Source organism: Sulfitobacter sp. HI0027 (assembly GCF_001634775.1).
In the GTDB taxonomy this organism is placed as follows: Bacteria; Pseudomonadota; Alphaproteobacteria; order Rhodobacterales; family Rhodobacteraceae; genus Sulfitobacter.
Map to the genome: position 1 here is coordinate 16,592 of NZ_LWER01000141.1, position 19,677 is coordinate 36,268.

Below are 19,677 nucleotides of genomic sequence, written 5' to 3' on the forward strand. Positions count from 1 at the left end.
TTTTATCCTTTAGTGGCAATAGATCACCCGCCCGGCCGCCGCTGCGGCGCCGGTCAGGGACTTAAATTTGAGAAGGGTGAAGGCTTATGCCTCTGGCGTGAGACCGAGATCGGCTTCCGGCGGCTCTTGGTCCTCAGCCTCTGCGCGCTCTGCCATCTGCTCGAGACAAAGCTCCGCTTCCTCAAGCATAAAATGAATGCGAGGCGCAGCAGGTTTTTGCATAAGTTTTGCGAGTTTAATGCGCGCTGCCTCAAGCTCGTCAGGCGACTTCGACCCAATGGCGCGGTGGATCACCCCCGCTGCGCGACACAGCAGCCGATCGGCGGGCCTGCGTGTCCGGAAGGTCGCCAGCAGGGTGGCATCCTCCGCAAGGCCTTGCCAGACCGCATCGGTCTCGCTGCGCCAGTCGAACCCACCTGGCCAGTCTGAATCGTCAAAAAAGACTTCCTCCTCGAGCGTCGACTGCAGGTTGCTGACCAAGCGCTCGAACATGAGAGAGTGTGGGGAAGTCGCAAAACTTTCGCCTGTCGCTCGCTCAATCGGATCGTTAAAATAGTCTTTAGGCATAATGATCTCCTTTGCAGATCGTTGTGTTTAAAGCGAGGCGAGGGTTGCACCCCTTGTCTCGCTTGCTTTATTATGATACCATTATATCAATAAGTCAACTCTTAATTCGAGGAACTATTGCAAAATGGTAAAAAAAGGCCGCCCTCCCGTCGATTCATCTGGAATTATGCTCAGGCTTCACAACGATGTCATAAAAAAAATAGACGCCTTTCGGAAAGAAGAAGACGATTTGCCGACACGGCCTGAAATGATCAGGCGAATGATAAAAGATTGGATCGAGGAAAAAGAAAATATGAAATAGGAAATATGATTACGCAGAAATATGAAATTGAGCCTCCGCTTGGGGCTACAATCGATGTTTGAAATTTCCGGGGCTCATCACTCTGACTGCTACTCAGCAGGCTGGGGTGGGAAGCACGGCTCCTAAAGCAGCCGCTAGGTGACATCCGGAAACTCATCGTCCGGTTCCGGTCCCGATCCATCATCAGGACCGGGCGGCGCATTCTTAGTGATGTTACGAGCGCGATAACGCTCAATGGCCTGATGTGCCTCTCGCCCGAATTCCCTCACGCGCCGAACCGCCTCTTCATGGTTGCCAGCAATCCTTAGCTCTTTGCTTTCCGGCCCCTGATCGATAGTCCACGGGGGGCGTGGCACGTGAGCGGACGCGCTCTGAGGACCGCTAAGCTGCAAGCCTTTTTCCGCCAAATTGGTCAAACTATAGCCCTGCCCCAAGCTGCGCTGCCCATATTGGCGGCCCCGAAAACCAAACAAAACATAAGCTGCGCCATCTGCGGCCTGTTCAATCGTCATGTTGATGCCAACCTCGGCCAAGGCCGTCCTCAAATGCGCCTCGTCGGGCGCCTTAGCCAGCGCGTCATCAATCGCAGTGCGTATGAAGTCCTTATAAGAAATACCGTCTCTCCTGACAGAGTGGAGCTCCTTCAGCGATCGAGCCCGCTGATGTTTAGATCTGCGGGACGGATCAACCACATGCGAAGACGGGGTGTACGCGAGCCCAAATTGAGTTTCGATTTTGCGTAGTAGAATTTCACTGCGGCGGTAGTCCCATTGGTCGGAGGCTGCCGTACCGTCGAGATGGATCCGGGAACCGATGATATGGATATGAGCGTCATGAAGTACGATTATATAGTTCTCGATTCCCATGCCCGCACACCAGGCCCGGCCAATCGCAGCCCAGCCAGAGCGCGACAGTTCTCGGTCGTTTGGCGGCACGGAAATCGACACATGGTAAAGATGGCGCCTCAGGCGAGGCCTGAGTTGCGCAAGAGCGCTGAGAAAGCTCACCGCCACTTCTGGCGTCTTACCAATGGTGCTACCAACGACCGCAACCTGGCCCCGTTCGCGCCCGGCGTGATCAAGAGGCCTCAGTAGATAGCGAACTGTTGATGCCGCCCGACGCGGGCGAGAAATCTTAGCAATCCCCATCGCCGGTCCCACCTCTGAGAATGGCAAGCCGAAGGGCATGTAGATCATTCTCAACTTCGCCCAGAAACTTCATGATTTCCCCACGCTTAAGAGTCTCATGCGTCGCAACGTGTTGGATATAGTCACCGACAATATCAGCAATCCGGCTCAGCTGTGCGAGGGCTTGTTTCTCAGCAGACTGCAATGGCGCACGTGATTTTTGACCCAGTATATACCTCCGGATGTAATCGGAAAGCGACCGGCCAGCCGCGCGGCTCGAGAGCGCGTCTCGTTCATCTTGTGTTACGCGAACCGTAACGTGCTTTACTTTCTTATCTTTTTTTCTTCTCATATTTCACCTCTTGTTTAGAGGCGCGATCCGAACAAATGTGTTACATTAACATTGCTTGCCCGCCAAAATCGGCCTCAACAAGCAGGTTGTTTTGAATACTTAAATTAACGTAAATTGGCACCGATCATTTTTCCGCCACCCTCTAGGCGATGAGCATTCGGATACCGTCAAGAGTGTTTGGTTCCGAAAAATATGTCATTTTCTGAAACTAGGAAGAGTAATTTTGGACCTCCTATAGCAAAGTCCCAAGTCACCAAGGTTTCTCAGTGCATCGCTCCAACTCACCCAAATCCGCGCGTCGAAAGCTAGAAAACAGATACTTTTGATGACTAAAATGATTTGAGTGGCGACTTTCAAAACAATGAGCTTCAAAAGCCGCCGCCCGTATCAGGTTCCCTGCAGAAGCGGGGGAAAAAGAAAAATCACCGCAAGAAACAGCGACTGAACTTAATGTTAACATTGGTCCATCCCCGAACTTGCGGGGCTGGTATTAAATACCCCACAACACGAGGGAACATCAAGAAAGAAATCGGATTATCAGCTCGTTCGACCAATTCCGTTAACACTTTATTAAGATTTGACTATTGTATATTTGACAAACCCGTGACGTGAGATAGGCTCGGATTCTACCAGAGGGGATTTGAATGCCTTATGTTAGATCATCTGCAATCGCGCGGATCGAGTGGTCAAACGGAAGTAAGCGTTGCAAAGGGTACCTCCATTAGCGGCTAATCTTGTGATCGGCAGCGTGATACTTTCCGAAAAAAGGAAAGCATAATGACACAGCGTACGATTTGGGGATTTGAGGTCGAAACCTCGCCCAAAGGTAAGAATATCTGGCCATACGACCTGAAACGGGAAGTTGTTAAGCGGATCTTGGATGAGGACCAGCATATCGGAACCATCGCCGCTGAGATCGGCGCACATGAATGCCTCGTTCGGAAATGGTGCGTGGCGGCAAGGCGTGAGCGAGGCGAGACGGTCGTAGCTTCGAAACCAGCATTCTCAAAAGTCTCTATTGCGACCGAAGAAACCGCTCCTTTGAATATGTCGAAACCACAGTCCCGCGCATCCCTAGAAATCGGTGATGTTGAGATCTCGTTTCCCGCACACATTTCTAGTGAGAAGCTGTCAAAGCTGTTCGAAGCCGCGAGGTCCGTTGAGTGATCTCTCTAGCCAATAGCTTTAGGATCTACATTGCAAACGCCCCTGTTGATTTTCGAAAGGGAATGGATGGATTGGCCGCAATTGTCGTTAACGAGTTCGACCTCGATCCGTATGATGGCGCCATCTTCGTGTTCAGATCTAAACGTGCCGACCGGCTGAAGATCATCGTTTGGGACGGCACTGGTCTCGTGTTGGTACATAAACGTATCGAAGGAAAAGGCTTCGCTTGGCCCAGAATTTCCGATGGTACGATCAGTATTTCCAAAGCCGAATTCGAAGCCCTCTTCGATGGGCTGAATTGGAAGAGCATATCGGAGAGAAAGACGTTCCATCCGCACCAAGCGGAACCCGGGAACATGCGTGAGAGCCGTAACGACCCTATTCAAGAGCGCGCGGTAGGGGCAAGAAGATGAAATGCATCGTCCTCGCCGACCTCCATTTGGATTTGCACCTCAATCAATAAATGGACCCGTTTGCCAAGATTCCGGCGGAGGAGTTTGAAGGCACAAAACATCGTATCATTTCAGGGAGCAGTGTCCCAACAGTTGGTGTAACTCCCGCTGGTAGCGCGGGCTGAGCGGAGCCTTCGCATAGCGAAGCAAGGTCCGTACGGGTCGCTTGGCGGCCATGGTTGTTCTTCGGCTAAGGTTTGGTTTGCGGACCTAACTATGACCGAGGAGAACGACCATGACCAAGAACAGTCTATCAGATTCCGCCGCGCTGCTTGCGCTTTTGTCAGAGACATCTGACAGCAACCTGGACCTGTCGCGCTTTTGTGCCGCCCCAAGTGCTCGTTTAAGCCACCTTTCGCTCGAAGGCGACCGGGCTTTTCCAACCCAATGCTGAGTGCCTTCGACGTGCCATTCATGTATTCGAAGATTGCCGTCTCAGCTTGTCGCCGTGTTGCCCATGTTCGCCGCCAGATCAGCTCGGCCTTGATGGTTTTGAAAAAGGTCTCGATAGCGGCGCTGTCATAACAATTACCCTTTCCATCGACACCTTGAAGCCGTTCCGGCGCAGGATCTTTTGATAGCCGTGGGAGCAATATTGCGACCCGCGGTCTGTGTGGTGGATGCAGCCTTTGGGCGGCGACCGGAACGCAATCGCCAAGTCCCGTTTCATCCGGTTCGAGACAGCCCAGCCAATGACCCGCCTTGAATGCAGGTCGATGATCACGGCGAGATACGGCCATCCCTCACGTGTCCAGACGTAGCTGATGTCGCCCGCCCATTTTTGGTTTGGCCCGTCCGCTGTGAAGTCCCGATCCCAGCAGGTTCGGCGCAATGTTGAACTTGTGATCGCTGTCGGTCGTCACCTTATGTTTGCGCGTTCGTACGACGGATATGCCGTTCTGGCGCATCAATCTGCCCACACGGCGGTGCCCGACATCCAAGCCGATTTCCTTCAACTCTTCCATCATCCGGGGCCTGCTGTAGCTGCCCAGGCTGAGACGGGACTGTTCTTTGATATGTGCAAGTGTAACCAGATCAGACCGCTGCCTACGACTGGCGGGACGGCTGCGGAAGGCCCGCAAACCGCGTAGGCTGACGTCCATGATCCTGCAGAGGCGTTCTGTCTGGAAAGACCCAGAATGTTCTTCGATAAACCTGAACCTCATGGCTTTTGGCCCGCGAAGAACTGCGTTGCTTCCTAAGAAACAGCCATGTCGGCCTCCAGTGGTAACTCTTGCAAATCATACCCGAATGACTTGGCTCGACGTTTGAGATTGCTAAGCACTCGATTGCGGTATCGTTCTTCATAATGGAATGCGCCGGGATCTTTGTAGGTCATGCCGTGTCGGAGGGTATTGTAGAATAGAACGGCAATTTTGCGCGCTGTCGCAGTGACTGCTTTGGCCTTGCCCGCGCGTGCTGCCAGTCGGCGGTAGAAAGCCCCAAGAGCGGTATCGCTGCGCCCGATCGTGACCGCAGCCAAACGCAACAGGGCTGCAGCGCGGCTTGATGATCGCCGCGTTCGAGATGACAACACCTTACCGCCAGATATCTTGTTCCCCGGTGCCAGGCAGAGCCACGACGTGAAGTGTTTGGCGCTCGGCCACGCGCGAAGGTCAGTGCCACATTCGCCAACCAATTTGAGTGACAGAGACGGCCCCATCCCGTGGATTTGGGTCAGATCAACACCGAGGACGCCGAACAACGCTGCCCTGACATCGAACGACGGGGTGCTGACCTGCTTGGTTTTAGTGCGCGGGCGCGGCAACTCACTTGGGTCATGTTCCGTAACGGCCCCCAATGCCGCCAGCGTCGCCTCGAGGTGACGATCACATTCCAGCATCTTGGCCTGATAAAGCGTTTCGAAGAAAACCTGAATCGCTGGGGATTCCCAAACTGGTCTGATTGTGATTCATCCTGTTTGGGAGGATGAACTATGTCAGCACCTTTGCCATCAGCGCTTCGGGCGCGGTTTCAGAGATATATTGAGGAAGGGTTAAGCGGGCGAGCGGCGGCAGTGCGCTTGAAGCTGTCGCCAGCGACGGGCGCACGGTGGCGGCATCAGATTCAAGCTACGGGCCGGGCTGATCCTGCCGTACAGGGTCGTCCAAAAGGGTCAGGGAAGTTGGCACCCCATGCTGGTTTTTTCGAAGAGTTGATTACCCAAGACCCAGATATCACACTGTTTGAGTTGCGTGATGCGCTTGCTGATGCAACCGGACTGCAGGTCCAGCACTCTGCTATCGGACATCTGCTAAAGCGCCTCGGGTTCACGCACAAAAAAAGTCACTGGTCGCTACCGAACGTCACCGTGCCAAGGTGAGGCGACGACGTGAGGACTGGTTCACACACCGTTTGCCAGCCATTGCGCGGATGCCGGAACGCGTTGTCTTTCTTGATGAAACAGCGGTCAAAACGAACCTCACTCGGCTGCGCGGTTGGGCCCCGCGTGGCGAACGCCTGACGATGGATGCGCCCTTCGGCAGTTGGGGAACCCAAACCCTGATTGCGGGGCTGACACATGAGGCTCTGATCGCACCTTGGGTGATCAAAGGCGCGATGGATGGTCCTGCCTTCGCGGTCTATGTGCAAAAGGTCCTGATCCCTGAGATCGCGCCAGGCACGGCAGTGGTTCTCGACAACCTCGCGACGCATCGCAACAAAGAATCCGCTGCGGCGCTCAAGGCTCATGGATGCTGGTTCCTCTATCTGCCGCCATATCCGCCAGATCTGAACCCGATTGAGTTGGCTTTCTCCAAATTGAAGTCTCACCTCAGACGCATCAGTGCGCGATCATTCACCTCGGTGTTCGAAGCCCTTGGCGATATCTGCGCAATGTACTCCCCGCAGGAGTGTTCAAACTACTTTCAGGCTGCCGGCTATGCCTCAGGTTAAATTAGAAATGCTTTAGGCCACGGCTACGCCAGAATTCCGGTAAAGGTCCCTGAAGCAAAGATACCAAACTTCACCGTACCCGACATCGTTCGCTTGTCGTACTTGCCCTTGAACCCAAGTTTCATCGGCATGGGGCGCTCAATTTTCGTTGCCCACTCTATCGTGTCCGGCCCAAGTTTCAGATCGCTCATCGGGCCCGATCCATTTCTCGCGCGCATTTCCCCGGCAGGTGGAGAGAGCTTTGGATCAAAGTTGAGCGTGGCATCAAAGGTGCCGGTAGGGGACGTTATTGCGATTTTCCAGACTTGCATGAGGGCGCCCTTTCCATCCCGCGGAATACTGTCGTTAGCCAGCATTGAGCTTAGCACGACAACAGTTAGAGCCGCACAGAATGACTTCGCGTCAAACTGTAAAAAAGCTACGTTGCGTGTGCGTCTAGGCACGAACTTTCAACATCAAACCCATCTACTGCCAGGCCCCGCTAAGGGCAGGAAACTGCCGATAATTCACAGTATTTGACTACCGGAAGCAACCTTCGACCCCGAGCGTTGACAGTTCACAGATACAGGATAGGCTTGCCACATGGTTACGCATGAGAATCATTTCCGGTTTCTGCTTCTGAGCCGTCCCCGTCCCCGGGTGGCGAACGCTTAGGCGTATCTACAACCCCCGGGGCCATCTCAAACCTTTCATTGAGACTGCGATCCTTTCCGGGGGACCATCATGTACATCACCAATCCGACGCATTTGCTTACGGGCAATGCCTATCGACCATCCTTCAAATGCCCGCCGCTTAAAGGCAGGTTCCAACTGACCCGAGCCGATCGGATCGGGGTTGAACGCCTGTTGAGCCTTGGGCTCACAGCGGAATGCCCGAACCCGGCGCTGATCGAAGGTTTCCTGCATCACAAGCTGCGCATGGCACGACCCGCGCCCGAACCCACGCCAGCCAACCTCGTTGTGGCGGGACGGCTCGTTTCCTTTATGACAAACGGCGGCAAGCCCCGCAGCGGCATGCTGACCTTTGTGCCGGGCGACGATGCGGGTTGCATCCCTGTCACGTCCTTCTTGGGCGCGACGATGTTGGGCATGCAAGCGCTGCAGAAAGCCCCCCTGCTGCGCGAAGACGGCTGGATCGACACGCTTGTCGTACTGGACGTCTGTGGCGCTTGAACGCGCGCCGCCCCGACCGCCCCGACCTACCAATTTCAAAGGAGTTTTCCATGTCCACCCCATCCAAACCACGCAGGTCCCCCCGCAAGCCCAAGATCGTGCTCAGCAGCACCCGCCTTGCGGAGCTTGAAGCGCTGTCCGAAGGAATGATGCGCCGCAATCCGGAATTGGCTGAGCAGCTGGTCGAAGAACTGGGTCGTGCGCGCATTGTCACCCCGCAGCGTCTGCGCGCTGATGTCGTCGATCTGGGGCGCGAGGTGACTTACCATGACGAGGCAACCAACAAAGACCATACAGTCACTTTGGTCCTGCCGCAGGACGCCGATATCTCCAACGGTCTCGTTGCGGTCATGACCCCCATCGGCATCGCGCTTATCGGGCTGGCCGAAGACGCTGTGTTCCATTGGGAAACACGCGACGGGCAGCGGCGTGAGTTGAAGATCCTCAAGGTCGCGCCCTTTGAGGAAGAGGCCTTGCAGAGTGCTTAATATGAGAGAGCCAAACATAAGGGCGCGCAAAAACCATGCGCGGCCCGGGGGGTGTCAGCCGGCGCTGTGAAACAGCATGGCGTACCGTCCGGGGAGCGAAACCGCCGTTCAATCGGCACAGCCAATTTATCTCGGAAGAATGCCATGACTATTCATTTGCCGTCTAAATGCCCTTCTTGCACCGCCGCGATCCCGCGCGCGGCAGCTGGGCGCTGTCCCATTTGTCGCACCAAGTTCTTTGCCCAAGCTTTGGAAGTGAACAGCCTGCCGCGTAGAGAAACGCGCGAAAGTTGGTGATGCCCTGAGGGGCGGCATATCATGGCGGTGTTCAGACGCCGTCGATTCTCACTTCGTCTCGATGCAATCTGCAACCCGCAATTCCTTCTCCGTACCAGCCCGCCGTCGTTCCGCTCTCACCATCCGCTATAATCGGCTAGAAGCATTCGAGGCGTGAAAATCCGCGGCAAACGTCGCTTGATCAACGATCGGCATGCCAACTTGAGCTCGGCGAGTTAACGTGACAACACCGCCCCAGTCGAGATCAAGGATACAACAACGGGCACACGGAGCATGACAGGTGGCAAAAAGCACAGCCGCCCGTCTTCGATAATGCTGAGGCGGACAAGTTCACCGCTGCGCTTTCCCAGATTGCTCAGGATAGACTGCACCAAGACCGTGATATCGTTCTGTTCAAGGAAGGTCATGCCAACGGACGGGAACTTCATCGACAGCAATACTCGCCAATGCCCCGAACTTGCCGAGGATATCCAAGTCTAACCAAAGTTGTCAGCAGCCAGTCGGTCGCACTTGGCGGGTAATCCAAATGTTCGGCCATCGCTTTTATTGGCCAGAGGTTAGCCTCGATATATCACGCACAGCTCCTTTCGCTGCACTGGTGGTTAAAGCGGCATAGGCATGCAACGCTTTTGAAACCTTGCGCTTGCGCGGTGACGCAGGATGCCAGCCAGTTGCGTCTTGTGCGGCGCGGCGAGCGACGAGCGTCGCATCATCAACTGCCAAGTGAATAGCGCGGTTGGGGATGTCGATTTTGATCGTGTCGCCATTTTCGACCAGACCGATGGCGCCACCCTCTGCCGCCTCAGGCGAGACGTGGCCAATCGACAGACCGGAGGTTCCACCCGAGAACCGCCCATCAGTGAGCAAAGCGCAGGCTTTCCCCAGCCCCTTGGATTTAAGGTAAGACGTTGGATAAAGCATCTCCTGCATGCCTGGCCCACCGCGCGGCCCTTCATAGCGGATCACCACTACGGCGCCTTCCTTCACCTTGCCGGTCAAGATGTCATTGACGGCGGCGTCTTGGCTTTCGCAAACATGGGCGGTGCCTGTGAATTTCAGGATAGAGGCATCAACCCCCGCTGTTTTCACAATGCAGCCTTCGGCTGCGATATTGCCGAACAGAACCGCAAGGCCGCCGTCCTGGCTAAAGGCATGGGCCTTAGACCGGATCACGCCCTTTTCACGGTCCCTGTCCAACTCCTTGAACCGGTTTCCCGTGCTGAAGGCCTTTGTAGTGCGCACACCGCCAGGGGCTGCTTTGAACAGACTTTCGGCCTCAGGATTGTTGGCGACCTTGATGTCCCAATTGGCAATCGCCTCACCCATCGTTGTGGCATGCACCGTGCTGCAATCGTTATGCAGCAGCCCGGCCCGCGACAGTTCGCCCAGAATAGAGAATATGCCGCCAGCCCGATGAACGTCTTCCATATGGACGTTTGCAATGTTCGGCGCCACTTTGCACAAGCAAGGCACCTTGCGCGACAGCCGGTCGATGTCGTCCATCGTGAAATCGACTTCGCCCTCGCTGGCTATGGCCAGCAGATGCAGTACCGTATTCGTCGATCCACCCATAGCGATATCCAGGCTCATCGCATTTTCGAACGCTTCGAACGTGGCAATCTCGCGCGGCAGCAAACCCTTTTCCTCAATTTCGTAATGACGTTTGGTGATGCTAACGATGCGGCGACCAGCCTCCAGGAAGAGGGATTTACGGTCGACGTGGGTGGCCAGTGTTGACCCGTTGCCAGGCAGCGCCAGCCCCAGCGCCTCGGCTAAGCAGTTCATCGAATTGGCGGTGAACATGCCGGAACACGACCCACAGGTCGGACAGGCGTTTTCCTCGATATGCTGGACCTGCGCGTCGGTCAGTGTCTCACTCGCGGCCGCAACCATTGCGTCGACCAGATCGATCTTGGTCATTTCAAGGTCCGCAAGGTCGATCTTGCCTGCCTCCATCGGACCGCCGGAGACGAAGATCACGGGAATATTCAAGCGCATCGCAGCCATCATCATGCCCGGTGTGATTTTATCGCAATTCGAAATGCATACCATTGCGTCAGCGCAGTGGGCGTTTACCATGTATTCCACGCTGTCGGCGATGATTTCGCGCGAGGGCAAGGAATAAAGCATACCGTCGTGGCCCATTGCGATGCCGTCGTCTACCGCAATGGTATTAAATTCTTTGGCGACACCACCCGCCTTTTCGACCTCCCCGGCGACAAGCTGACCCAAATCTTTTAGGTGGACGTGGCCAGGCACAAACTGTGTGAAACTGTTGACTATGGCGATGATCGGCTTGCCGAAATCGCCGTCCTTCATCCCCGTCGCGCGCCAGAGGCCGCGGGCACCTGCCATGTTGCGGCCATGAGTGCTAGTTCTTGATCGATAGTAAGGCATGTGGTCCCCCGGAAATGATTGGCAGACACTATTCCAACTTAGGAAAGGAATAAAAGTACCGCGGCCGAAAAAACGCCTTGTGCTATCGCGGGACCCCTCCCTTCTAGTGGAAGAAAGTCTAAAACGCTTAGATATGTCGCGCACGGGTTCTGTCGCAAACTTCTGGGTGTTGGTCACGTCCGTCAAGGTGGTGTAAATTGGGAGATGACCTGAGGGCATGATCAGGCGGCTTTTGTGGCAATGCTGAGAATGGGGTCGATCTCCTCCTTGTCGATCTGGGCGAAGGCCTCGACCAGCATGTAGCGGCTTGAGGTCTGCCATTCGTCATTCTGCTCGAACAGGACTGCTCCGATCAGGCGCATGATGGATGCCTCGTTCGGGAAGATCCCGACGACATCGGCGCGACGTTTGACTTCCTTGTTCAGTCGCTCGATCGGGTTGGTAGAATGCAACTTTGTGCGGTGTTGACGCAGGAAAGACATATCGGCCAGCACGTCGTGCTCGCTGGCATCCATGAGATCCGCAAGCTTGGGCCAGCGGGGGCGGACCTGATCGGCCACGCGATGCTATGTCTCGGCGGCATGGGCGCGGTCCGGCTGCTCGAAGGCCTGGCGGATTGCTGCGGCCACGACGGTGTGCTGGCCTTTGGAGACGTGGGCCAGCGCGTTGCGCATCCAGTGGACGCGGCAGCGCTGCCAAGTTGCTTCGAAGGCCCGAGTAATGGCGGCCTTGAGGCCTGTATGGGCATCGCTGATCACCAGTTTCACCCCATCGAGCCCGCGACCACGAAGGGACCGCAGGAAGTCCGTCCAGAACGTCTCGGCTTCCGAAGGGCCGATGCCCAATCCGATGATTTCCCTGCGGCCTTCGGTGTTGGCTGCCACGGCTATTATGGCTGCAACCGAGACGATCCGCCCGCCCTGACGCTGCTTGAGTTAGGTGGCATCGAGCCAGACATAGGGCCAGTCGCCGGTCAGGGGGCGGTTCAGGAACTCGCCGACCCGTTCATCAATGTCTTTGCACAGCTTTGATACCGTGCTCTTGGATATGCCCGACAGCCCCATAGCCTGCACCAGATCGTCGACCTTGCGGGTCGAGACGCCGCTGACCCACGCCCCTTGGATGACGGCGACCAAGGCCTGCTCAGAGGTTTTGCGGGCTTCGAGAAAGCTGGGGAAGTAACTGCCTTGTCGCAGCTTGGGCACCTTCAGGTTCAGCGTGCCGAGGCGCGTGTCGAGCGCGCGATCGCGGTGTCCGTTGCGCCACGTCGTGCGCCCGTCGGCCCGTTCGTGCCGCCCGGCACCAATTAAGCCATCTACATCAGCTTCCATCATCAGCTGAAGGACGGCCTCGGCGATGCTGCGCAATAGATCGCCCTGATCATGCTTGGCCAGAAGCTCGGACAGGTCCATGTTGGTCTTGGTCATCCACTGCCCGGCAGGGCCATGCAGAGCATGGTCCCGAGAGGGGGGTCTCCGTGTGGTTTGTGGTTGAAGCGTCGAAACTCCACCTCGATCATACACCTCGATAGCCACCTCGCCCTACACCGGCAGCGCCGATGAAATTACACCACTTAGCGTAATCGCCATGCCCCTCCTGCTGCAGCGTTTGATGTAGGATGGGTTTGTCGCTTCGGTGCGGTGCCGAGGCATCAAACATGGAGGAGATGATGGGAGTGTTTGCAGCGCTGGACGTGTCTCAGGATGAGACGGCGGTTTGTGTGGTGTCTCAAGATGGTGCGATCCTGGCCGAGACTAAAGTGAAGACCTGCCCGGATGCGATTGCCGACTGGTTGTCGACCTGGGTCGGCGAACTTGAGAGGGTCGGCATGGAGACCGGACCTTTGGCTGTCTGGCTGTGGAACGCACTGGCTGCGAGAAATCTGCCAATCATCTGCCTTGATGCACGACACGCCAGCGGCGTGTTGAACATGATGCCGAACAAGACTGACCGGCACGATGCCCGGCCTCTCGCAGATCGTGCGAACCGGTTGGTTCAAAGCCGTGCAGATCAAAAGCCACGAGGCTTATGTCAATCGGGGGTGTTGCCAAGTTGTTGGCAGCAGATTGTGATTTATTGGCAAAGGTTGGATTATGTCGCCATCTCAGCGGTGTAATCGTCCCAGAGGCTGAAGGCATCGGAGCGGGCGTGACGGTATGAAGTTGCGTTCAGTTGATAGCGGCGGGGACGGAAGAGCAGGTTGATCTGGTCATGTGCGGCCAAAAATCTCTGAGCCTGCCGATGGGATTTGAATTTGCCGAAGATCTTCTCTCCTTTACGTGTCGGCCGGTGCGACACTTCGATCGCGTTGTTCAATCCCTTGTGCGCACGATGGTCAGCGTTCGGGGCCAGTGTTTTGATCGGGCTTATATAGCTGCGTAATTTATCGGTGATGACGACCCTAGGCTCACCAAACTTGGTAACTAGTCTTCTGAAAAACCGCTTCGCAGCCTTGGCACTACGGCGTGTTTGCACGAGAATATCAAGAACGTCTCCATTGGCGTTGATCGCGCGCCACAGCCAATGCTTCTTGCCACGGATCGTGATCACGACTTCGTCCAGGTGCCACTTGTCGTTCGGCCGCGGTCGATCCCGGCGGATGCAATTTGCAAAGTGTTGACCAAAGCGATTGACCCAAAGTCGGATCGCTTCTCGGCTGACACTCACTCCCCGCGCTGCCAACAGGTCTTCAACATCAGCCGTGCTCAGAGCTAGGCTCAGGACTCATAGCCAGTAGATGACAGTGGCGGCGAGAGCGATGGCTGAGAGGAAGACCTTTGGGCATCGGTCGTAGCGAGTGGCAACGCGCCGCCAGTCCTTGAGTCTGCCGAACATGATCTCGATCCGATTGCGGCGTTTGTATCTGCGCTTGTCATACTTCACCGTCGCCTTCCGCTGTTTTCGTCCGGGGATGCAGGCGTGTATCCCCTTGTCTTTTAATGCTTCTCTGAACCAGTCGGCGTCGTAGCCGCGATCGCCGAGCAGCCAATCGACATCCGGAAGACTATCGCAAAGCGCTCGCGCACCTATGTAGTCGCTCACCTGTCCTGCCGTTACGAACAGGTTGAGTGGGCGCCCCCGGCTATCGCAGATTGCATGAAGTTTGGTGTTCATGCCGCCTTTGGTTCGTCCAATAAGACGTCCACACCCCCCTTTTTGACGCCCAAACTGGACGCTGTGCGATGAGCCTTCAGGTAGGTAGCATCGATCATCACGGTATTCTTTTCGCTGTGCTCGGCAGCCAGTCCCACCATCATCTGTGCGAAAATGCCTTTGTCGCTCCAACGCTTCCAACGGTTATAGAGCGTCTTGTGGGGGCCATACTGCGTATTCCGGGGTGATCCGCCCACCGATTCCGATTTGATGCGCCCACCCGTTCCGATTTTATCCGCCCGCCGATTCCGGGGTTTCCGCCCACCCCAGTGACGTGCTGCTGCGAGGCAATCTGTAACCGGCTACCTTTCGTCCTTTTGGCATGAAGGAAGCCCGATGAAGAGATTGCCGATGCGGAAGATACGAGATGTTTTGCGGCTGTCAGCCGAGGGCCTATCAACCCGCCAGATCGCAGCGAGTCTGGCGATTGGGCGAACAACCCTTCGGGGCTACCTTGATCGCGCTACTGAGTTGGGTCTGGGCTGGCCGCTGCCAGCAGAGATGTCTGATACGGACCTTGAGCGATGCCTCTTTCACCGAGCTCACCAGAACACCCAACGGATCGAGACGCAGCCTGACTGGTCGTATATTCACCGCGAGTTGCGTCGGAAGGGCGTAACGCTGTCACTTTTGTGGGAGGAACATCGCTCCGACCACCCCGAGGGATACGGCTACTCCCGATTTTGCGAACTTTACACGCGGTGGGAAGGCAAGCTGTCGCCGGTGATGCGACAGCGTCACCCGGCGGGCGAGCGGCTGTTCGTCGATTACGCGGGGCACACCATCGACGTGATTGATCCTCAGACCGGGGAAGTGCGCGCGGCACAGCTGTTCGTCGCGACGCTTGGGGCCTCAAGCTATACCTTTGCAGAGGCGACCTGGACGCAATCGCTGCCGGATTGGATCTCGAGCCATGTGCGTGCCTTTGGCTTCCTTGGGGGTGTGACGGCGCAGGTCGTGTCCGACAACCTGAAGGCCGGGGTCACCAAAGCGTGCTTTTACGACCCTGTGATCAACCGAACCTATGCGGATCTCGCCACCCATTACGACACAGCCGTTGTGCCCGCGCGGCCGCATAAACCAAAGGACAAGGCAAAGGTCGAAGGGGCGGTCTTGCTGGTCGAGCGCTGGATTCTGGCGCGGTTGCGCAATCGGCAGTTCTTCAGCCTCGGGGATGTGAACGCTGCCATTCGCCCGTTGCTTGACCAGCTCAACGACAAGGTCTCTCGGCATCTTGGGGCCAGCCGCAAGCAGTTGTTCGAGCAGTTGGATAAGCCCGCCCTGAAGCCGCTACCGACGGCTCCATATGTCTATGCCGAATGGAAGAAGTGCCGAGCGGGGCTGGATTACCACGTCGCAATCGACAAGCATTACTACTCTGTGCCCCATCAGTTGCTGAAGAAAGAGCTGTGGGCTCGCATCACCGCCCGCACGGTCGAAGTCTTCCATGGTGGACAGCGTGTTGCTTCCCATGTGCGCACTTCTGGAAACGGCAGACATTCTACACAGCGCGAGCACATGCCAGCGCACCACAAGTTCCGCGAGGACTGGACGCCGCAGCGTATTATCGCACGGGCCGCTCGCGTCGGGCCGAATGTCGCCACCTTCGCAGAGGTTGTGATGCGCGAACGCAAGCACCCCGAACAGGGCTACCGGAGCTGTCTGGGTGTCATTCGGCTGGCCGACAAGTTCGGTGCCGCCCGCCTCGATGCGGCGTGCCGCCGCGCGCTCGAGATCAACGCCCGTTCTTACTCGTCACTCCAATCCATTCTCAAGAATGGGCTGGAGAGCAAGCCCCGCACCCGCGCCACGGAGGAGCCTGCAATCACCCATCCCAACATCCGTGGCGCCGATTATTTCCATTGAAAGGAACACAATGCTTGATCACCCAACCCTCGATCATCTGAAGGCCCTGCGGCTGGACGGTATGGCCGAAGCTTTTGCCGAGCTGCAAGCGCAGGATGCCGCAGCAGACTTCAGCCACGCTGAATGGCTTGGCTTGCTCGTCGACCGTGAGGTCGCCAGCCGTGAGACCAAGCGGTTTGAAGCTCGGATGCGCTCCGCCAGGCTGCGCCATGTGGGCGCCTGCCCAGAAGATGTCGATTACCGCGCGCGCCGTGGTCTCGACAAGACGCTGTTCCAGAGTCTGCTCACCGGTAGATGGATCACCGACAAGCGCAATCTGATCATTACCGGGCCCTGTGGTGTCGGCAAAACTTGGCTCGGCTGCGCACTGGCGCAAACAGCCTGTCGCGACGGTGTCACTGTGGCCTACAAGCGAATGCCGCGTCTCTTCGAAGAACTCGAACTGGCCCATGGCGACGGGCGCTTCCCCCGCCTGTTCCGCAGCATCACCAAAGCACAGCTGCTCATCCTCGATGACTGGGGGCCAGACCGACTGACCGCCACGCAACGCCGGGATCTCATGGAGATCGTGGAAGAGCGCTACGGTCGCGGCTCAACGATGATAACCAGCCAATTACCCATCAAGGCTTGGCATGACGTCATTGGCGAACCAACCTTCGCTGATGCCATCCTCGACCGCATCGTTCACAACGCTTACCGCCTCGAACTCAAGGGGCCGTCTATGCGGAAAAGCGTCACCAAAATGGATGACGAAAACCCTCAAACCTGATAACCCCAACCCACTGCCTCACGGCAACGCGTCACAAGTGGGCGGATACCCCGGAATGGGTGGGCGCATGTTGTCGGAATGAGTGGGCGGATACTCCGGAATACGCAGCCATACTCCTTAGGCGCATCTCGCCATCGCAAACCATTGCGATTGATGAAAATAATCCCGCTTAAAACCCGCCGATCATCGACACGTGGTTTGCCATGGGATTTCGGAAAGTAGGGCTCCAGCCGCGCCATCTGCGCATCGTTCAGCCAGAAAAGATCAGACATATCACCGCTCCGTTTTCGGACGGTGAATCATGCGGCTCCGCGATAATCAATGGGTCCTGAGCCTAACAGCAGTGTTATTCTGGTTACCGTCCCCGCCCTTAATGCAAACGCATTTGACACTCATCAGCTATCCTTCTTTTCGCCGCGAAAATCGCCGTAGTACTGATCTTGGCTTTTTCGGATGAAACCGAAATATTTAGTTTATTCCAGTTTGAGGAACTCTTGCCAGATGACCGTGGCAGCGGACGATATGAGCAGTGAGTTGTCAGATGCTGTGCCGCATCCAATGACCAGTCGGCGTTTCCCAAAGCAGACCATCGAGAGTTGATAAAACATCATCCCGTCTCGATATCCCTCCAAGCATGCCCACCAACGATGCCGCAATGGCCTGCTGCATTTGGTCAGCGCGAGCAGAGCCGCTTCAAATTTGTCGTACCTTTCCTCAGCACCCTTCGCCCCGACCGTGAAGCGTCAATTTCAGATGGGCTTGGGGCTGAAGATGCTTCCGTCACCCGCAACTGGAACACGAAGCATCCCTTTGATAAATAAAGAGTTACCTGAATACTTGAACGCAATGGCCGTTCCTGCTGGTGAGGTGGAATATTCTGCCGAGTGAGTATGTTGCGGGTGGGAACCGGACCAATATCTCCGTCATCGAGAACATCTTCGTCCACGGAGTCTAACTTAGGCTTCTCGATCGGCGGATTCCGCCGGTGTCAAAAACGTATGAGTTTTTGGCCGCCAACCAGCCCTCCGCGGCGGCCAGTGGTAACGTCCGGTGAGCGGGGTGATCTCAATGGGTCGACGCAACACATGCATTGAAACGCTCTGCGGGAGTTTCGTATCCCAGCGTCTTTCGAGGTCGTTCGTTGAGCTGTCTGGCGACAGCGCTTAACTTTGCTTGGCTATGTATCGACAAATCCGTGCCCTTTGGAAAGTACTGCCGCAATAGTCGGTTGGTGTTTTCGTTCGTGCCGCGTTGCCATGGGCTGTGTGGATCGCACAAGAAGACGTCAATATCGGTTGCTAAGGTAAAGGCTTTATGCCCTGCCATCTCAGTACCACGGTCCCAAGTCAGAGAACGATATAGTTCTTTGGGTAGTTTGCGAGACTGCTTGATCAAAGCCTGAATGACGCTGTGACTGTCTTTGTTGCCGACCTTTGCGAGCATCACAAAACGGGTGTGGCGCTCGACCAACGTTGCAATGAAGCTGTTGCCAGAGCCAGCGATCAAGTCACCCTCCCAATGCCCTGGAACCGCGCGGTCTTCTACGTCTGCAGGCCTTTCACGGATGGATGTCGCATCGTTGAACTTTCCCAATCCGCTACGCTTCAAAGTCGCGTGGCGCGAGCGCCTGATGGAGCGTGTGGCGCGCAGATGTGCCTGTAATTCCTTCTTCAAAACGCCCCGTGTCTGAATAAACAAGCTTCGATAGATCGTCTCGTGTGAGACGCGTTTGTCTTCTTCATTGGGATGTTCGCGCATCAGCCAACCTGCGATTTGTTGCGGAGACCATTTGCGCTTCAGCTTGGCTGAGATTGCACCGCAGAAATAGTCGTTACCAACCAATTTGCACAACTTGGGGCGTTGAGCTCGGTTCCATGCGCTCAAGTCTGATGCCGCCGCACGGTACTGTTTGGCACCGCCATTGCGCATGACCTCTCGGCTGATGGTTGAAGCCGGTCGCTTCAGACTGCGTGCAATAGCTCGCAAAGAAAGGTCTGCAATCAAGCCACGCGAAATCTCTTCACGATCAGCAAGCGTCAGGGCCAGTCTGGACCTTCTACGTACCGGTGGGCGTATGCCGCCGGTCCGCTCCAGCAGCGGGTAGATCGAAGAAGATGCGCGGTCAAAGTGCCGCCCAATCGAGTTCATCGACTCACCGCGCTGCCAGCGATCCCAAATCTCCGCCTTCTGCTTGTCGTTGAAGAATATCCGCTTCCGGTACGCCATGACTTACACTCCATCTTTCCAAAAAGACTAAAGTGTTGCGTTGATCCGTTGAAACCGCCGGACGTGGGACTGTCCTGAATTTTGTGCTCTGGCGTGGTAACTGCTCTATAAGGAGACCCACGTATGAGCATCGACAAAAAGCTATTAGACCAACTGATGGAAGGCCGGTCCTCTGGCGACCTATTCGGCAAGGAGGGCATTCTTGCCGAGTTGACCAAAGCATTGGCAGAACGCGCTTTAACAGCTGAGATGGAGGAACATCTTGGGGCAGAGCGCGAAGAAGGTGTCGCGGAGGGCCAGAACCATCCGCCCAATCGTCGTAATGGCAGCAGCCAGAAGACTGTGACTACCGACAGTGGGAAGGTCATCCTGGATATTCCGCGCGACCGCAACGGCACCTTTGATCCGCTGTTGATAGCCAAGTATCAGCGTCGTTTTCCCGAGTTC

General features: G+C 56.1%; 19 protein-coding genes and 6 pseudogenes. 11 read left to right on the plus strand and 14 right to left on the minus strand.

Features of this window, described 5'->3' with window-relative positions; translation table 11 throughout:
• Positions 1–84: 84 nt before the first annotated feature.
• From A3722_RS08375 to A3722_RS25275, 3 genes are all read right to left on the minus strand, one after another.
• The gene (locus A3722_RS08375; protein WP_067626109.1) at positions 85–567 is read right to left on the minus strand and encodes a hypothetical protein; all 483 of its coding nucleotides are present in this window, start codon (positions 565–567) and stop codon (positions 85–87) included.
• A 435-nt stretch (positions 568–1,002) separates the two neighbouring features.
• Complete coding sequence (locus tag A3722_RS08380) at positions 1,003–2,064, minus strand: relaxase/mobilization nuclease domain-containing protein (RefSeq protein WP_082849403.1); 1,062 nt, start codon at positions 2,062–2,064, stop codon at positions 1,003–1,005.
• Positions 2,003–2,347 carry a plasmid mobilization protein gene (locus tag A3722_RS25275; RefSeq protein WP_067626113.1) on the minus strand — a complete coding sequence of 115 codons (345 nt, stop codon included), beginning with the start codon at positions 2,345–2,347 and terminating at the stop codon, positions 2,003–2,005. The genes A3722_RS08380 and A3722_RS25275 overlap by 62 nt, the downstream gene beginning before the upstream one ends.
• 777 nt (positions 2,348–3,124) lie before the next feature.
• On the opposite strand from A3722_RS25275, the gene A3722_RS08390 reads away from it, so the two are divergent.
• The 3 genes from A3722_RS08390 (at position 3,125) to A3722_RS24545 (ending at position 4,360) form a co-directional block, all read left to right on the plus strand.
• On the plus strand, positions 3,125–3,514 hold the full coding sequence (locus A3722_RS08390) for a hypothetical protein (protein ID WP_067626115.1): 390 nt from the start codon (positions 3,125–3,127) through the stop codon (positions 3,512–3,514).
• On the plus strand, positions 3,511–3,927 hold the full coding sequence (gene tnpB / locus A3722_RS08395; RefSeq protein ID WP_150120062.1) for an IS66 family insertion sequence element accessory protein TnpB: 417 nt from the start codon (positions 3,511–3,513) through the stop codon (positions 3,925–3,927). The genes A3722_RS08390 and tnpB overlap by 4 nt, the downstream gene beginning before the upstream one ends.
• A 274-nt stretch (positions 3,928–4,201) precedes the next feature.
• Positions 4,202–4,360, plus strand: coding sequence for a hypothetical protein (locus A3722_RS24545; protein WP_201721989.1), 159 nt, complete (start codon positions 4,202–4,204; stop codon positions 4,358–4,360).
• On the opposite strand, the pseudogene A3722_RS08400 reads toward A3722_RS24545, so the two are convergent.
• Positions 4,310–5,162: pseudogene (locus A3722_RS08400) on the minus strand (IS3 family transposase); the annotation flags it as partial. The gene A3722_RS24545 and the pseudogene A3722_RS08400 overlap by 51 nt on opposite strands.
• A gap of 2 nt (positions 5,163–5,164) precedes the next feature.
• Positions 5,165–5,809 (minus strand): transposase, encoded by a 645-nt coding sequence (locus tag A3722_RS08405; protein ID WP_067626116.1) that lies wholly within the window; start codon positions 5,807–5,809, stop codon positions 5,165–5,167.
• 476 nt (positions 5,810–6,285) lie between these two features.
• Between A3722_RS08405 and A3722_RS08410 the strand changes: the two genes are divergently transcribed.
• Positions 6,286–6,861, plus strand: a complete 576-nt coding sequence (locus tag A3722_RS08410; protein WP_161487639.1) for an IS630 family transposase — start codon at positions 6,286–6,288, stop codon at positions 6,859–6,861.
• A gap of 23 nt (positions 6,862–6,884) precedes the next feature.
• On the opposite strand, the gene A3722_RS08415 is transcribed toward A3722_RS08410, so the two are convergent.
• Complete coding sequence (locus A3722_RS08415) at positions 6,885–7,172, minus strand: hypothetical protein (RefSeq protein ID WP_067626120.1); 288 nt, start codon at positions 7,170–7,172, stop codon at positions 6,885–6,887.
• Positions 7,173–7,584: 412 nt separating this feature from the next.
• Here A3722_RS08415 and A3722_RS08420 point away from each other — a divergent pair, with 412 nt between their 5' ends.
• The 3 genes and pseudogenes from A3722_RS08420 to A3722_RS25280 form a co-directional block, all read left to right on the plus strand.
• Complete coding sequence (locus tag A3722_RS08420; protein WP_067626121.1) at positions 7,585–8,034, plus strand: hypothetical protein; 450 nt, start codon at positions 7,585–7,587, stop codon at positions 8,032–8,034.
• 50 nt (positions 8,035–8,084) lie between these two features.
• Entirely contained in the window at positions 8,085–8,522 is a 438-nt protein-coding gene (rnk, locus tag A3722_RS08425; protein WP_067626122.1) for a nucleoside diphosphate kinase regulator, read from the plus strand.
• 349 nt (positions 8,523–8,871) lie between these two features.
• A pseudogene (locus A3722_RS25280) lies at positions 8,872–8,976 on the plus strand (IS6 family transposase); the annotation flags it as partial.
• 58 nt (positions 8,977–9,034) lie between these two features.
• Here the strand turns inward: A3722_RS25280 and A3722_RS08430 are convergent.
• From A3722_RS08430 to A3722_RS08440, 4 genes and pseudogenes are all read right to left on the minus strand, one after another.
• Positions 9,035–9,247 (minus strand): hypothetical protein, encoded by a 213-nt coding sequence (locus A3722_RS08430; RefSeq protein ID WP_150120064.1) that lies wholly within the window; start codon positions 9,245–9,247, stop codon positions 9,035–9,037.
• Positions 9,244–9,357, minus strand: coding sequence for a hypothetical protein (locus A3722_RS25285; protein WP_366142376.1), 114 nt, complete (start codon positions 9,355–9,357; stop codon positions 9,244–9,246). Before A3722_RS25285 ends, A3722_RS08430 begins: the two co-directional genes overlap by 4 nt.
• 5 nt (positions 9,358–9,362) lie before the next feature.
• Positions 9,363–11,216, minus strand: a complete 1,854-nt coding sequence (gene ilvD, locus A3722_RS08435) for a dihydroxy-acid dehydratase (protein WP_067626124.1) — start codon at positions 11,214–11,216, stop codon at positions 9,363–9,365.
• A 221-nt stretch (positions 11,217–11,437) separates the two neighbouring features.
• Positions 11,438–12,643: pseudogene (locus tag A3722_RS08440) on the minus strand (IS256 family transposase).
• Between the two features lie 230 nt (positions 12,644–12,873).
• Here A3722_RS08440 and A3722_RS08445 point away from each other — a divergent pair.
• Positions 12,874–13,332, plus strand: a complete 459-nt coding sequence (locus tag A3722_RS08445; protein WP_067626125.1) for an IS110 family transposase — start codon at positions 12,874–12,876, stop codon at positions 13,330–13,332.
• Here the strand turns inward: A3722_RS08445 and A3722_RS08450 are convergent.
• Together A3722_RS08450 and A3722_RS23235 are read right to left on the minus strand one after the other, a co-directional pair.
• Positions 13,308–13,928, minus strand: a pseudogene (locus tag A3722_RS08450) (IS6 family transposase); the annotation flags it as partial. The gene A3722_RS08445 and the pseudogene A3722_RS08450 sit on opposite strands and share 25 nt — an antisense overlap.
• Positions 13,929–13,940: 12 nt before the next feature.
• Positions 13,941–14,577 (minus strand): annotated as a pseudogene (locus tag A3722_RS23235) (IS5 family transposase); the annotation flags it as partial.
• Positions 14,578–14,705: 128 nt separating this feature from the next.
• Between A3722_RS23235 and istA the strand changes: the two are divergent.
• Positions 14,706–16,235, plus strand: coding sequence for an IS21 family transposase (gene istA / locus A3722_RS08465; protein ID WP_150120065.1), 1,530 nt, complete (start codon positions 14,706–14,708; stop codon positions 16,233–16,235).
• Between the two features lie 10 nt (positions 16,236–16,245).
• Positions 16,246–17,004, plus strand: coding sequence for an IS21-like element helper ATPase IstB (gene istB / locus A3722_RS08470; protein WP_067261980.1), 759 nt, complete (start codon positions 16,246–16,248; stop codon positions 17,002–17,004).
• 107 nt (positions 17,005–17,111) lie between these two features.
• On the opposite strand, the pseudogene A3722_RS23945 reads toward istB, so the two are convergent.
• Together A3722_RS23945 and A3722_RS08475 are read right to left on the minus strand one after the other, a co-directional pair.
• Positions 17,112–17,276 (minus strand): annotated as a pseudogene (locus A3722_RS23945) (transposase); the annotation flags it as partial.
• A gap of 793 nt (positions 17,277–18,069) precedes the next feature.
• Positions 18,070–19,230 (minus strand): IS30 family transposase, encoded by a 1,161-nt coding sequence (locus A3722_RS08475; RefSeq protein ID WP_067626128.1) that lies wholly within the window; start codon positions 19,228–19,230, stop codon positions 18,070–18,072.
• A 123-nt stretch (positions 19,231–19,353) separates the two neighbouring features.
• Here A3722_RS08475 and A3722_RS08480 point away from each other — a divergent pair.
• Positions 19,354–19,677 (plus strand): transposase (locus tag A3722_RS08480; protein WP_201721986.1); only part of this gene is annotated, 324 nt, incomplete at its 3' end.

Bases quoted from the DNA above. Each gene is read 5' to 3' on its own strand.
- A3722_RS08475 (WP_067626128.1), bottom strand. From the start codon at position 19,230: ATGGCGTACCGGAAGCGGATATTCTTCAACGACAAGCAGAAGGCGGAG.
- rnk (WP_067626122.1), top strand. From the start codon at position 8,085: ATGTCCACCCCATCCAAACCACGCAGGTCCCCCCGCAAGCCCAAGATC.
- A3722_RS08415 (WP_067626120.1), bottom strand. From the start codon at position 7,172: ATGCAAGTCTGGAAAATCGCAATAACGTCCCCTACCGGCACCTTTGAT.
- A3722_RS08430 (WP_150120064.1), bottom strand. From the start codon at position 9,247: ATGAAGTTCCCGTCCGTTGGCATGACCTTCCTTGAACAGAACGATATC.
- A3722_RS25275 (WP_067626113.1), bottom strand. From the start codon at position 2,347: ATGAGAAGAAAAAAAGATAAGAAAGTAAAGCACGTTACGGTTCGCGTA.
- A3722_RS24545 (WP_201721989.1), top strand. From the start codon at position 4,202: ATGACCAAGAACAGTCTATCAGATTCCGCCGCGCTGCTTGCGCTTTTG.
- A3722_RS08375 (WP_067626109.1), bottom strand. From the start codon at position 567: ATGCCTAAAGACTATTTTAACGATCCGATTGAGCGAGCGACAGGCGAA.
- A3722_RS08380 (WP_082849403.1), bottom strand. From the start codon at position 2,064: ATGATCTACATGCCCTTCGGCTTGCCATTCTCAGAGGTGGGACCGGCG.
- istA (WP_150120065.1), top strand. From the start codon at position 14,706: ATGAAGAGATTGCCGATGCGGAAGATACGAGATGTTTTGCGGCTGTCA.
- A3722_RS08445 (WP_067626125.1), top strand. From the start codon at position 12,874: ATGGAGGAGATGATGGGAGTGTTTGCAGCGCTGGACGTGTCTCAGGAT.
- istB (WP_067261980.1), top strand. From the start codon at position 16,246: ATGCTTGATCACCCAACCCTCGATCATCTGAAGGCCCTGCGGCTGGAC.
- A3722_RS08420 (WP_067626121.1), top strand. From the start codon at position 7,585: ATGTACATCACCAATCCGACGCATTTGCTTACGGGCAATGCCTATCGA.
- A3722_RS08405 (WP_067626116.1), bottom strand. From the start codon at position 5,809: ATGCTGGAATGTGATCGTCACCTCGAGGCGACGCTGGCGGCATTGGGG.
- A3722_RS25285 (WP_366142376.1), bottom strand. From the start codon at position 9,357: ATGGCCGAACATTTGGATTACCCGCCAAGTGCGACCGACTGGCTGCTG.
- A3722_RS08390 (WP_067626115.1), top strand. From the start codon at position 3,125: ATGACACAGCGTACGATTTGGGGATTTGAGGTCGAAACCTCGCCCAAA.
- ilvD (WP_067626124.1), bottom strand. From the start codon at position 11,216: ATGCCTTACTATCGATCAAGAACTAGCACTCATGGCCGCAACATGGCA.